Raw genomic sequence first — 13,709 nt, 5'->3', positions numbered from 1 at the left:
TTAATTCAGCACCTTATTTATTTGTTGGCTGTTGCAGTTTTTCCATCACCTGATCAAGGGAGAAGCTTGCTGCTTTCTGCCTTGGTGGAAACTCCTTGAAGGTTTCAAGGAACTTGGCCACATAGGCTTGAGCTGGCACTAGCATAAAGGCACGGTCAAGCATCCAGTCGTAGTAAGTGTTAGAGGTAATGTCAGCGACCTCATAAGGGTCCATCCTCAAGTTGAAGATTTTAGGGACGCGAAGTGGAGTGAACGGTTCTGCCCAGATACGCAGTGTCCCCTTGGCGCGTTGCTCCAAGAATACGATCTTCCAGTTGTTGTAGCGAAGCGAACTCAGATCACCGTCATCGGTGAAGTAGAATACTTCTTCTCGAGGCCCTTTATCCACCTCACCGGTTAGGTATGGCAGGAAGTTGTACCCGTCGAGGTGAACTTTAAAATTCTTGTCGCCTGCTTGGTGGCCTTCAAGTAACTTCTCTTTGATCTTGTCATCACCGGCGGCTGCAAGGAAAGTCGGCATCCAGTCCATATGGTGCATGATCTCATTGGATACACTACCCGGCTCAATTTTGCCTGGCCAACGCACCATGGCTGGTACTCGGTATGCCCCTTCCCAGTTGGTATTCTTCTCACCTCGGAATGGCGTCAGACCGGCATCAGGCCACGAGTTCATGTGCGGGCCGTTGTCGGTAGAATAGAAAACGATGGTATTGTCCTTGATACCAAGGTCATCCACTTTCTTCAGTAACTCACCGACATGGTTATCATGCTCAACCATACCATCGGCGTAAAAGCTGATCCCCGTCTTGCCTGAGTTCGCTTCTTTGACATGGGTACGGAAATGCATCCGAGTCGCGTTCCACCAGACGAAGAAAGGTTTCTCGGCTTTCACCGCGCGATCCATAAAGTCCAGCGCAGCCTCTAAGGTCTCGTCATCCACCGTCTCCATCCGCTTACGGGTTAGCGGACCGGTATCTTCAATCTTACCGTCGGCATAAGATTTGATCACACCGCGCGGACCAAATTTCTTACGAAACTCTGGGTCTTTAGGATAATCAACATTTTCCGGCTCTTCCTCCGCGTTAAGGTGGTAGAGGTTACCGAAGAATTCATCAAAACCATGGTTGGTTGGCAGGTGTTCGTCTTTATCACCAAGGTGGTTCTTACCAAATTGACCGGTCATATAACCCAGCGGTTTAAGCAACTCTGCGATAGTGGCATCTTCCGCTTGCAAACCGAGATCAGCACCAGGAAGCCCGACTTTACTCAACCCGGTTCTCAAAACAGTTTGCCCAGTAATAAACGTTGAACGACCAGCGGTACAGGATTGCTCACCATAGTAATCGGTAAACATCATCCCTTCTTTGGCAATACTGTCTATGTTCGGAGTGTGATAACCCACTAACCCAAATGTGTAGGCACTGACATTGGTTTGTCCGATGTCATCACCCCAGATAACTAAAATATTGGGTTTCTCTGCTGCGATACTACTGCTTGCAGCACCGACCAGCAGTGTTGCAAGTATCATTATTCGGCTTTTAAAGCCTTTTCTCGCTGTCATATAAACCTCAGTCACTAAGTTAAAATGGCGTCCTGCAACAAAAATTAATAGCTCACTATGGGTAGTTCCGCGACCTGTACCACTCAAAATTAAGTATTTTTCTGCGATTAAAATAATCCGAAGCAGTGCCTTAAGACCAACCTTGCCTGCGTGTTCACCTGTGACGATCATCACAGTCGAAGTCAAATCTGACCTACTCAAAATTAATTAAAATCCCCGATAAAACAGAACATTAGCTGACGTAATTAACAAAAGGTTATAACTGCTATAAAGCGACAAAGCCCCTTAATTGCCAGTAACTTAGCCACCAACAACAAATAAGCACCTTGCGTGCTGATTAAAAAACTCTCTAAATTTGAACGGAGTTACTATGGCAAACCAAGTAAGTAAACTGGCTGTCGGCCTAGGGGTTCTCGCGACCTCGAGCGCTGCTGTTGCAGCAGACAAGCCGAATATTTTGGCTATTTTCGGTGACGATGTAGGTTACTGGAATATCAGTGCGTATAACCAGGGCATGATGGGTTATGAAACCCCAAACATTGACCGTATCGCCAATGAAGGTGCACTGTTTACTGATCACTATGGCCAACAATCTTGTACCGCTGGTCGTGCATCATTTATCACCGGCCAAGAACCGTTCCGTACCGGTTTGCTAACCATTGGTATGCCTGGCTCTACTCACGGTATCCCTGATTGGGCGCCGACCATTGCTGACCTGCTGAAAGAGCAAGGTTACATGACTGCACAGTTTGGTAAAAACCACTTGGGCGATCAGGATCAGCACCTTCCGACCGCTCACGGTTTCGATGAGTTCTTCGGTAACCTTTACCACCTTAACGCAGAAGAAGAACCTGAAACTTACTACTACCCGAAAGATCCTGAGTTTCGTAAGAACTACGGCCCTCGCGGTGTAATCAAGTCTTACGCTGACGGTAAGATTGAAGATACCGGCCCGATGACCCGTAAGCGTATGGAACATGCTGATGAGGAGTTCCTTGAAGAATCACTCGCCTTCATGGAAAAAGCGGTTAAAGCCGATAAGCCTTTCTTCATTTGGCACAACACTACCCGTATGCACGTTTGGACTCGTCTACAAGAGAAGTACCAAGGCAAATCGGGCATCAGTATTTATGCCGATGGCATGTTGGAGCATGATGACCAAGTCGGTATCTTGCTCGACAAGCTAGACGAGCTAAAAATTGCCGATAACACCATCGTAATTTACTCAACCGACAACGGTGCTGAAACCGTGACTTGGCCTGATGGCGGTGCTACACCATTCCACGGTGAAAAAGGCACCACATGGGAAGGCGGTATGCGTGTACCTCAGCTTGTTCGCTGGCCGGGTGTGATCGAGCCGGGTACACGTATCAATGAAATGATGGCTCACCAAGACTGGCTACCAACTCTGATGGATGCTGCTGGTGTGCCAGATGTGAAGGAAAAACTGTCTGAAGGCTACACCGCCAACGGTAAAGATTGGCGTGTTCACATCGATGGCTACAACTTCAAACCTTACTTCGAAGGTAAAGAAGACAAAGGTCCTCGTGAGTCTCTACTCTACTTCTCAGCTAACGGTGAGCTAAACGCAGTTCGCTGGAACGACTGGAAACTGAACTTCGCAGTGATGGAAGGTAACATTTCTGATGCTGTTCGCTTCGAGCAGAACTGGCCACAGATCATCCATCTTCGTGCTGACCCATTCGAAAAAGCACCACACGAGTCTGGTATGTACCTTCGCTGGATGGCTGACAACATGTGGTTGTTCGTACCAATTCAGGACGTAATCGGTGATTTCTTCAAGACCCTGCCTGATTACCCAATGCAGCAAGGCCAATTGATGAACCCTGCGTCGATCAATTACCAATCCCTTGGCCTGCAAGGCAAGATGCAACAACTTGACGCCCTACAGCAGAAAGTTGAGACAATAAAGTAACTGTGCTTCCTTTTGGATAAAACCAAAACGCCCGCCATTCTATGAATGCGGGCGTTTTCTATTTTCTTGGGATTTGGGTTTGGGTTGAGAGCTTTGGTAGTGATCGACAAACCTATCCCTGACACTGCGAAGATGGTTGGCGCTTTTCCTTTGCACGATCTCACGGGTCCTTCTGCTATCCAAGCTCAAAGCTTGAACTCCGCATTACAGTAGCTACAGCGATATATACTCTTGTAGAGCAAACGCTGCCACCAGCACCTCTTCACTTTTACCACTATTTTATGTTTGCATGATTCATCCATCACCATCGCCTGCTTTTGTCATACAAGGCGGCAAAGTATAGGAACTGAACTCGTTTCATTAAACCGTCAATATGGAAACCCATCGTTTCATTTCATGGAACAATAAACCCCACAGACTCTGATAAAATAGAACTTACAACCATTATCATCTTGGTAATATGAAAACTGAAGATATAAAGCTATTCCATAAAGTTGTGGAGTTTGGTTCGATTTCTGAAAGCGCGAAATGGATGGACTTGCCCAAGTCAAACATTAGTCGCAGGATCAAACAGTTGGAGGAAGATACCGGTATCAAATTATTCCATCGTCACAGTAGGAATGTCACTCTGACTGAGTCTGGAAATCGCTTTTATATCTCAACGGTGTCGATCATCAAGGATCTCGACCAAACCGTTTTATCGCTACAAACACCAGAAGATGATCTGCAGGGCAAACTAAAAATCATGATCATGCCTGTCATGCTCAATAAAGCTCAATTGGTTTTGGACTTTATGACATTGCACCCGAATATTGACGTTGAGGTGATTAGCTCACCCTATGAGCAAGATTTAATTAAAAACAATATTGATATGGCTTTTCGGTTATCGAACAAAGTCAGTGAAGAAAACTTGGTCGCCCGGGAGATGGCGAGAGAAACATTCGGTTTATATGCCTCACCCCAATATATTGCTGAATATGGTGAGCCGCAATCACTGGAAGATTTAGTAGAGCATTTGTTCATTGTATATAGATTTAGTAATGGTCAAATTTTCGACAAGGTAACGAGTAAAAACGGAAATATCATCCAACCGAAATCTTCACTTACTGTGAACAGTATATTGCTAATGATAGAAGCGGCGACACAGCATAAGGGGGTACTTTTTACCTCTAGACGCATTGGCAAACAGTTTGTGGAAAAAGGTCTTCTGCAATTAATTATCCCAACCTACGCACCAATAATGAATTTATCATGGCTTGTGCACCCGCCAAGACATTTCATGTCACGTGAGGGTAAGGCCTTCCTTGATTTTGTCTTGGAAAGGCAAGCGGATTTGCTGTATCCAGATTCAGAACTCATAGATGTGTTGAGAACGCCATTCAACACACAACAATAAGTGATCACAGGAAAAACCAAGTAAACCATAAAAATCAACAAACGCAACCACAAGTTAACACAATCAACAAAAATCAAACTATGATAAATCCCCTGGCTTCGTGCGATTTTTATCCACCATAATGAGAAACAAACAACAACAAATTACAACCAAGAAAGCAAACAGGGAGCAACATAAATAACATAATTTCAAACACGAACATTTTACCGTGTTAATGACCGTAAAAAACCCCTCCAAAACTTGATCTAGACCTCGAAATTTCTGCGCTTTCCCTTTGAATAATCAGCAAGGTAGATCTACGATTAGCGCCTAAATGGAAAATCTTACGATAGCCCATTTCCTTACTACCCATGAAACAGAGTCTATTGCATGAATAACGATAAACGCCCCCTCTATATCCCTTACGCCGGCCCTGCGTTGCTAGAAACTCCCCTGCTAAACAAAGGTAGTGCATTCTCTGTCGAAGAGCGTATGTTCTTCAACCTGGAAGGCTTGCTTCCAGAAGCTATCGAAACCATTGAAGAACAAACAGAACGTGCTTATAAGCAGTTTTTGAAATTCGAAAACGATATGGATAAGCATATTTACCTTCGCAATATTCAAGACACCAATGAAACCCTTTTCTACCGTTTGGTTGAAAACCACATCTCAGAGATGATGCCTATCATCTACACGCCAACTGTTGGTGCTGCATGTGAAGACTTCTCGAACATCTACCGTCGTGGCCGTGGTCTTTTCATCTCTTACCCTAACCGTGATCGCATTGAAGACATGCTAAACAATGCATCTCGCCACAACGTAAAAGTTATTGTTGTGACCGACGGTGAACGTATTCTTGGTTTGGGCGACCAAGGTATCGGTGGTATGGGTATTCCAATTGGTAAGCTTTCTCTGTACACAGCTTGTGGCGGTATCAGCCCGGCTTACACCCTACCGGTTGTTCTAGATGTTGGTACCAACAACCCACAACGCCTGTCTGATCCAATGTACATGGGTTGGCGTCATCCTCGTATTTCTGGCCAGGAGTACGACAACTTTGTTGACGAGTTTATCCAAGCCGTTAAACAGCGCTGGCCTGATGCGCTTATTCAGTTCGAAGACTTTGCGCAGAAGAACGCCATGCCTCTGCTTGAGCGTTACAAAGACAAAGTATGTTGCTTCAACGATGACATCCAAGGCACCGCAGCGGTAACCGTGGGCTCACTACTTGCAGCATGTAAAGCAGCAGGAAGCAAACTGTCTGAACAACGTGTGACATTCTTGGGAGCCGGCTCTGCGGGTTGTGGTATTGCTGAGGCGATTATTGCTCAGATGGTCTCTGAAGGGATTACTGATCAGCAGGCACGCAGTCAAGTATTCATGGTTGACCGTTGGGGTCTGCTTGTTGATGACATGCCAAACCTTATCAACTTCCAGAAGAAGTTGGTACAAACGCGCTCAACAATCAATGAGTGGGATACGGAAGATAACAACATCTCGCTACTGGATGTAATGCGTAATGCCAAACCAACGGTTCTGATCGGTGTATCTGGCGTTCCAGGCCTATTCAGTGAAGAAGTGATCCGCGAAATGCATGCCCATTGCGAGCGTCCAATTATCTTCCCACTGTCAAACCCAACCAGCCGTGTTGAAGCGACTCCTGCAGATATCATCCGCTGGACTGACGGTAACGCACTGGTTGCAACCGGTTCTCCGTTTGAGCCTGTCGTTCACAACGGTAAGACTTACCCGATTGCCCAGTGTAATAACAGCTACATCTTCCCTGGTATTGGCTTGGGCGTACTGGCTGTAGGTGCTCGTCGTGTAACAGATGAAATGCTGATGGAAAGTAGCCGTGCCCTAGCAGAGTGCTCACCACTGGCCATTAACGGTAGTGGTGCCCTTCTACCGCCATTGGAAGAGATCCAGAACGTTTCTCGTCATATCGCATTCGCTGTTGCTAAGAAAGCGGTTGAGCAGCGTAAAGCACCTAAGAATACCGACGAGCGTATTAAAGAGAAGATCAACGACAACTTCTGGGATGCAGAGTACCGTCGTTACAAGCGTACTTCTTTCTAATACAGACTGCATATAGCCACCACAAGCTATTTTGTATTAAGGACCCGCCAACTGGCGGGTCTTTTTTCAATAAAATGGTTAAGAAATAGCCACATTAACTCCGTCCTTATACATTCTTTTTTGGATTTGCAAACTTGCTTAGCTGCAATATTAATAATTTTCGTGTTTCCTCCAAAAAATCCTTTAAGCCGATACTCTATACACCCCGGTAGAATTACTATATTCGAATCAAACTAAGCATTAGTCTGATATTGGGTATAAAACTCCCTCGTTGTATTCATAAAAAAGGTATTGGTAATAATATGCAAGATCTACCAACTTGCTCTAAATGTGGCCAAGATGAAGAATATCTCATATCAGAAACTGGGGGATATGTGTGCATCTGCGGGCATCAATTTGAAGGGCATAACGTCGAAGCAAATAAAGAAAGCACCAGTATTTCTAATCGGCGTGAAGAAAAAACCAACGCTTACCAAGCCACCTACCAACACCGCAAAACTGCCTTACTGCACTAATTTCATATTTTAACTGGTTAAAACCGCTTTTAATGGGCGGTTTTTATTTAACTATTTCATGAAATATTATTCATTACTGCCATTCAATCCCTTCACAGCCATTCTCAAATGTTAAGAATAGTTGAAATCCACACAACAAATCACGGTTAAATATTCTGCGTTATTTGGTTAACGCAGAGTAAAAACCAAAAATATCATCAATTATACATTGTTCATTAAGCATCTGTAAGAAACACAGTTACACAAACTTAAGCAATTGAAATTACTGGCTTAATTATACAGAATGAAGTATTGCAAGCTTGAGTTGCGCAAATCTCATTGAAAAAACGTGACATACATCACGCTGATGTAGGCGAATTTCGTGCTAACTTACTGCCCCGTCTACAGATGAAACACCTGATTCTATGTTTCACAAATGTAACTTCAACAAGTTACACATGGCTGGATTCTTCCAGTAAATAAAAAATATAAATTCAGAATCATATTCATGAACTGTCATGTAAATGGACGTTTCAGTTTGCTCAACCGCCTTTAAATGGTTGAGTGTCATATACAGGAAATTAGTATGAGTGTTACAAACGAAACTTGGTTGACCTCGCTGAACGATGGCCTTGAGGCTGTCATCGGCGCAATTAACGGTGTACTTTGGGGCCAACTCCTTGTTTACCTACTGGTAGCAGTCGGTATTTACTTCACTTTACGTCTCGGCTTTATCCAAATTCGCCAATTCCGCCATTCTGTTGATGTCCTAAAAAGCGGTAAAGATGTTGATAACGGTATCAGCTCTTACCAAGTGTTCTGTACATCAATGGCAGCCCGTGTAGGTACTGGTAACATGGCTGGTGTTGCTGTTGCACTTACCGTTGGTGGCCCAGGTGCTATCTTCTGGATGTGGTTGATTGCCCTATTCGGTATGTCTACGGCTTTCATCGAATCAACACTTGCTCAGATCTACAAAACTAAAGATGTTGACGGCCAATACCGTGGTGGCCCAGCCTACTACATGGAAAAAGGCCTAGGCATGCGCTGGATGGGTTCATTATTCTCAGTGTTCCTGATCATTGCATTCGGTCTGGTGTTCAACGCAGTACAAGCAAACACCATCACAGATGCGCTAAGCCACTCTTTCGGCTTTGACGAAACTATCATGGGTGTAGTGATTGTTGCCTTCTCTGCCTTCTTCATCATGGGCGGCCTACGTAAGATTGCAGCAGCATCTGCGAAAATTGTTCCAGTAATGGCTATCGGCTACCTGGCAATCGCAATGATCATCGTGATCATGAATATCACTGAGCTTCCGGCAGTTCTAGCTCTTATCGTTAAGAGCGCATTTGGCTGGCAAGAAGCGGCAGCAGGTGGTGTGGCTTACACTATTGCACAGGCAATGCAAAGCGGTATCGCTCGTGGTCTATTCTCGAACGAAGCAGGTATGGGTTCTGCAGCAAACGTTGCGGCAAGTGCAACACCAAACCCGAACCACCCAGCGTCTCAGGGTTTCGTTCAGATGCTAGGTGTTTTCGTTGATACCATCGTTATCTGTTCTGCTTCTGCAGCAATGATTATGCTAAGTGGCGTGATGGATCAGCCAAACGCGGCAACCGGTATCAGCCTGCTTCAGCAAGCGCTAACAAGCGAGCTAGGTAGCTGGACGACTTACTTCATGGCTGCAGCGATTCTACTGTTCTGTTTCTCGTCTATCATCGCGAACTACAGCTACGCTGAAACTAACGTGATGTTCCTGAACGGTAACACCAAGAAAGGCCTATTCGCTTTCCGTGTGTGCGTACTTATCATGGTGATGTTCGGCTCTGTTGCTTCACTACCAGTGGTATGGAACCTAGCTGATGCATCTATGGGTATGATGGCGCTAATCAACATTGTTGCACTAGTGATGCTATCTAAGCTGGCTATCAAGGTTATCAAAGACTACGAAACACAGCTTAAAGCGGGTAAAACGCCAGAGTTCGACCGTTCTAAGTTCCCAGAGCTAGATGACCTAGACGGTGCATGGCACCCAGAAGGTACTGAGCCAGTAGCTGCTACTAGCAAGTAATCTTCTCTGACAATACAAACTAAAGAGCCAGCGTGAATAACGCTGGCTCTTTTTTTTATCGGTTACAAAGCATCTTTACTCGCTTATAACGCCCCTAGGCGTTGACTCCCCATCACGCGTTACTTTGCATATTCTTCAGCCGTAATCCGAATCACATCCACCACCACATCGCTTGCAGCTTGAAGTGATTTAACAGGCAAGTATTCGTAGATAGAATGGAAGTTATGGGCTCCGGTAAAGATATTCGGACAAGGCAACCCTTTTTGAGAAAGCACCGCGCCGTCATAGCCGCCACGCATTGGAATCGCTTTCATCTCGATATTGTTACGTCGATAAGCTGCCTTGGCGATTTCAATAGGGAAGCCAGCCTCACCTTCGAGGCTGTTGGCAACGTTCTCGTAGCGGTCTGACAGCTCGATATCGATATGTCCCTCGCCCCATAATGCTTGGCAGCTATCAGCAAGTTGCTGCAAGAAAGTCATACGATGGGCATAGCCCTGCTTGGTAAAGTCACGGATATCCATTTTCAACACCGTTTTGGCACTGTTACCAGACATCTCTTTGACCCAGTAATAGCCTTCCCTACCCTCGGTATATTCCGGTGCTTCACCCGGTGGCAGCATGGCAATAAATTTATGCGCCATCAACAGAGAGTTTTTCAGTTTACCCTTAGCAGACATAGGATGGGCTGACTGGCCGGTAAAGGTCACTACCGCATTACCCGCATTCCAGTTTTCATGAACAAACTCACCGATGCCGCAGCAATCCAAGGTATAGCCGAAATCAGCCCCGAAACTTTCAACATCAAAGGCCTTGGCACCGCGCAAACCTTGCTCCTCATCAGGCAGGAATGCTACTTTGACCGGGCCATGTACAATCTCTGGGTTTGCAACCAACACCTGAAGCGCTTGCATGATGGCAGCAATCGCAGCTTTATCATCTGCACCCAACAAACTGGTGCCATCGGTCACAATAATGTCTTGTCCCTGATATTGGGCAATTTCAGGAAACTCTGATTCCTTGAGCACAATCTCCAAAGCTTCATTGAGTACGATATCACCGCTTTGGTAAGAAACAATCTGGGCCTTGGTGTCGTTGGTTTGCTCGGCACTGGTATCTAGGTGGGCAAAGAATGAAACAGTAGGTAAATCTTTATTAGTATTAGCCGGTAAGGTCGCGGTAAGGATCGCGGTATCGCGTAGAACGACCTCTTCCATACCTAGTGCCTCTAGCTCTGCCTTAAGCAAGGTCGCCAATTCCATTTGCCCTTGGGAAGAAGGCATGATGCCAGCGGCTCCCTTTTCGCGGCTGGTCGTTGTATTGATACGGGTATAGTTGATAAATCTATCGACAATATTCATGTTTCAGCTCCGATCTTAATCGAAAATACGGCAGAGAAATACTCTGCCGTAAACTTAATTGTTTTCGTTGTTAGGCTTGCTTACACAATAAGCTGTGAGCAAATCATTACCGTCAGCAATCCACCAAGCATTGGAATCGCAGTACGCTTTGCCAACTCAATTGGAGAGACATTGGCCACCGCCGCACAGGCGATCACAACACCGGCAACCGGTGAGGCCGAACGCATCAGGCCCGCTGATAACTGCATTGGTAGCGCGACATGTGCCGCAGCCGTACCGACTTGTGACGCCACATCAGGGGCTAGGTTGGAGAAACTAAAGAATGCGGCATTACCTGACCCTGATAGCATGGTAATAGTAATGATAATACCCACCAGCATCACAACCATGGCTGAATAACCTAGGCCCAAGTTTGCTGCTGAGTTAAGAAGCAAATCGATAAAGCCAATCGCGCTTAGGCCAACAACAAACACCTGAGCGGCAATGATCAGGGTAACCACGCCAGCAAAAACACCACCCATACCCTCTAGGTACACTTTTAACGAAGCAGCAACGGTTTTACCATCACGGGTATAGATGAAGTCACATACCATAGAGACAAACAACGCGATAAACATAGCGGTAACCACGTCCATCCGAATTGAGGTGATTGCAAACTTACTGAAGGTAAGAAGCAGCAACAATGGAAGTACAGGCAGAATAGCAAACCACTTAGGTGCTTCACGCTGCTCTTTTGACTCAAGGTTAAATTCGTGAGTCACGCCGTTCTCTTGGTCTTTGCGGTCAAAGTAACGCTGGCAGAAGAAATGCAGAACCGCAATCACCACCATCGCCGCTATAGAGACAGGCAACTGGTAACTCGCAAAGTATGTAGCGACATCAATACCTGACACTTCTGCAGCCTTGTTCGCTGCCGATGATGCTGGGCCAAGATCCAAGCAACCGGTTGTTGCAACCACCGCTGCTGCAGCTGCCGGGTTACAGCCTACACCGACCAAAACCGGGTACATAGCTACCAACAAAAGTAGCGCCAGACCGGTTGCACTAGGAATGAATATATTGATCAATTGGCCGATAACATACGCCATCGCCAACACCAAATAAGGGTTCTTTACATAAGACAGTGGCTTAGTTGCAATCTGCACCATGGCATTTGCCGCACCGATGTGGCCCATGTATTTTGAGAAACCACCCACAGCCATGATAATCAAACCCAACTTGGCGAGTGTAGAGGATGAGATAACCTTGATCACTTCAAAAAAGTCGACAACCACAGAGCCAGTATGCGCCCCACCCTTTGGCATGAAGTCGGTATTACCGCTTATCACTCCAAGAGCAATCATCATTAGACCTGCCAAAAATAATACCGCCTGAGTATTATATTTTTTGACAATAAAATATCCGACACCAAATATTGATGGTAGAGCTAAGTATGTAATCATTAACAACCCCTTCAAGAGAGAATAAATGTGATTTATTGGTTTAATAAATATGAGTTAAAATTTGGATACAGTAATGCCACACCTGATTATCCCAACATTGATATTCTGAATAACAAAATAGTTAGTTATAAGGATTCAATCAGGTTAATTAAATATAAATATTTGTGTTAACTTTTAAGTACTAGTTTTTAAATACACTAAACTCGTCGAATAACCCTTCTATTCGTTTAAATCGATTATCTTTTTCTTGGTGCATCGAAAGCCCTTTGATAAACGCTTCTATCAATGCAAAACCTGCCGCGCGATTATTGAAAAAACCTCTTCCGGCACTTTCGACAATAAACTGGACATCACAATAAGAGACAAAAGGGTTCACTGGTTGATCAGTCACCAGGATGTTATGGCCTCCGCACTCATTGAACCAACGGACAAGTTTGATAGTGATAGACGAATAGCGGTGGTAAGAGATAGCCAGCAATACGTCGTCTTTGGTCACATCCACTAATTGATGCGGCAAGGTTGAGATATCAACTTTCAGTAACACGACATCTTTACGTAAGTACCTAGCCAATAGGTAAAAGTATGTTGCTAATGCTTCAGAGGATGCACTACCCATCACGTACAGTTTACCCTTGTCATGTCGCATTAATTTCATCGCTGACTCAAAATCTTGTTCAGGTAAACTGCTGAATGTCTTGTCCACATTATCAATCGTTTCTTGATAATGGTTTGCTAATAAACCCTCAATAGTATCTTGTGATGAATCATGAGTATGGTATTCATAGCGTTCGATTGGTGTAGTTAACGTTTGTGCCAAATCGTCAGACACTTCTTTTTTAAATTGAATAAAACCACTAAACCCTAAACGCTGTAAAAAACGCCCTAAGGTTGCTTTCCCTACGCCAATTTGTTTACAGAGTTCATCAATTTTAGCAAACGGCAGCATGGTGTAATGTTCCATAAAATACGCTGCAATACGTTTCTCCGCTGCCGTATAGGAGTCAAATTTATTGACCGCATTAATGAACTCTTGTTTATTCATGGGTGTAATTTCCCGCGCTTTTCTTTATGTGGGAAATTTTTCCACTCAGAGGTTAAATAGGCAAGGGAATACGATTTTCCCAGCAAAATTTTGTGATCACCCGCTTAAGCAATACACATCAGCATCAATGATTCATTATTTGTTTATCTTATTTTCACACCGCATTAACACAGAACCTATATACGGTATATTGATATCTTGATTAACCGATCGATTTTAAAGTAGTTATGCTTTTAACATAAAGGTGTGTTTAACACTCAACTTATATTTTGCGCTAAATCAATTCACCAAGGCTGTGACATTTTATTCATGGGATATTTTTCCCAGTTTGAATACACTTCACAA

At 44.7% G+C, this 13,709-nt stretch carries 9 protein-coding genes; 5 read left to right on the top strand and 4 right to left on the bottom strand.

What is annotated here, in order from left to right:
• Positions 1–13: 13 nt before the first annotated feature.
• Positions 14–1,561 carry an arylsulfatase gene (locus C9J01_RS09950; protein WP_107298451.1) on the bottom strand — a complete coding sequence of 516 codons (1,548 nt, stop codon included), beginning with the start codon at positions 1,559–1,561 and terminating at the stop codon, positions 14–16.
• Between the two features lie 370 nt (positions 1,562–1,931).
• On the opposite strand from C9J01_RS09950, the gene C9J01_RS09945 reads away from it, so the two are divergent.
• The 5 genes from C9J01_RS09945 (at position 1,932) to C9J01_RS09925 (ending at position 9,519) form a co-directional block, all read left to right on the top strand.
• Entirely contained in the window at positions 1,932–3,497 is a 1,566-nt protein-coding gene (locus C9J01_RS09945) for an arylsulfatase (protein WP_107297998.1), read from the top strand.
• A gap of 460 nt (positions 3,498–3,957) precedes the next feature.
• A complete protein-coding gene (locus C9J01_RS09940) occupies positions 3,958–4,893 on the top strand; it encodes a LysR family transcriptional regulator (protein ID WP_107297997.1) in 936 nt (311 codons plus the stop codon).
• A gap of 369 nt (positions 4,894–5,262) precedes the next feature.
• Positions 5,263–6,951, top strand: coding sequence for an NAD-dependent malic enzyme (locus C9J01_RS09935; RefSeq protein ID WP_107297996.1), 1,689 nt, complete (start codon positions 5,263–5,265; stop codon positions 6,949–6,951).
• Positions 6,952–7,253: 302 nt separating this feature from the next.
• Positions 7,254–7,466 carry a hypothetical protein gene (locus C9J01_RS09930; RefSeq protein ID WP_107297995.1) on the top strand — a complete coding sequence of 71 codons (213 nt, stop codon included), beginning with the start codon at positions 7,254–7,256 and terminating at the stop codon, positions 7,464–7,466.
• A gap of 565 nt (positions 7,467–8,031) precedes the next feature.
• On the top strand, positions 8,032–9,519 hold the full coding sequence (locus C9J01_RS09925; protein WP_107297994.1) for an alanine/glycine:cation symporter family protein: 1,488 nt from the start codon (positions 8,032–8,034) through the stop codon (positions 9,517–9,519).
• Positions 9,520–9,638: 119 nt separating this feature from the next.
• Here C9J01_RS09925 and pepT read toward each other — a convergent pair whose 3' ends face one another.
• The 3 genes from pepT to C9J01_RS09910 all read right to left on the bottom strand — a co-directional run bounded on the left by pepT (position 9,639) and on the right by C9J01_RS09910 (position 13,364).
• Positions 9,639–10,880: a peptidase T gene (pepT, locus tag C9J01_RS09920; RefSeq protein ID WP_107297993.1), complete on the bottom strand. Its 1,242-nt coding sequence runs from the start codon at positions 10,878–10,880 to the stop codon at positions 9,639–9,641.
• A gap of 80 nt (positions 10,881–10,960) precedes the next feature.
• The gene (dcuC, locus tag C9J01_RS09915) at positions 10,961–12,322 is read right to left on the bottom strand and encodes a C4-dicarboxylate transporter DcuC (protein WP_107297992.1); all 1,362 of its coding nucleotides are present in this window, start codon (positions 12,320–12,322) and stop codon (positions 10,961–10,963) included.
• Between the two features lie 181 nt (positions 12,323–12,503).
• Positions 12,504–13,364, bottom strand: coding sequence for a MurR/RpiR family transcriptional regulator (locus C9J01_RS09910; RefSeq protein WP_107297991.1), 861 nt, complete (start codon positions 13,362–13,364; stop codon positions 12,504–12,506).
• Positions 13,365–13,709 lie beyond the last annotated feature (345 nt).

The sequence above is a fragment of the Photobacterium rosenbergii genome (assembly GCF_003026455.1).
Lineage (GTDB): Bacteria > Pseudomonadota > Gammaproteobacteria > Enterobacterales > Vibrionaceae > Photobacterium > Photobacterium rosenbergii.
The sequence above is the reverse complement of the archived record's forward strand: the minus strand, read 5'-3'. Positions and strand labels throughout refer to the sequence as shown.

Coding starts and splice junctions, on each gene's coding strand:
- C9J01_RS09950 (WP_107298451.1), bottom strand. CDS start 1,561: ATGACAGCGAGAAAAGGCTTTAAAAGCCGAATAATGATACTTGCAACA.
- C9J01_RS09945 (WP_107297998.1), top strand. CDS start 1,932: ATGGCAAACCAAGTAAGTAAACTGGCTGTCGGCCTAGGGGTTCTCGCG.
- C9J01_RS09940 (WP_107297997.1), top strand. CDS start 3,958: ATGAAAACTGAAGATATAAAGCTATTCCATAAAGTTGTGGAGTTTGGT.
- C9J01_RS09935 (WP_107297996.1), top strand. CDS start 5,263: ATGAATAACGATAAACGCCCCCTCTATATCCCTTACGCCGGCCCTGCG.
- C9J01_RS09930 (WP_107297995.1), top strand. CDS start 7,254: ATGCAAGATCTACCAACTTGCTCTAAATGTGGCCAAGATGAAGAATAT.
- C9J01_RS09925 (WP_107297994.1), top strand. CDS start 8,032: ATGAGTGTTACAAACGAAACTTGGTTGACCTCGCTGAACGATGGCCTT.
- pepT (WP_107297993.1), bottom strand. CDS start 10,880: ATGAATATTGTCGATAGATTTATCAACTATACCCGTATCAATACAACG.
- dcuC (WP_107297992.1), bottom strand. CDS start 12,322: ATGATTACATACTTAGCTCTACCATCAATATTTGGTGTCGGATATTTT.
- C9J01_RS09910 (WP_107297991.1), bottom strand. CDS start 13,364: ATGAATAAACAAGAGTTCATTAATGCGGTCAATAAATTTGACTCCTAT.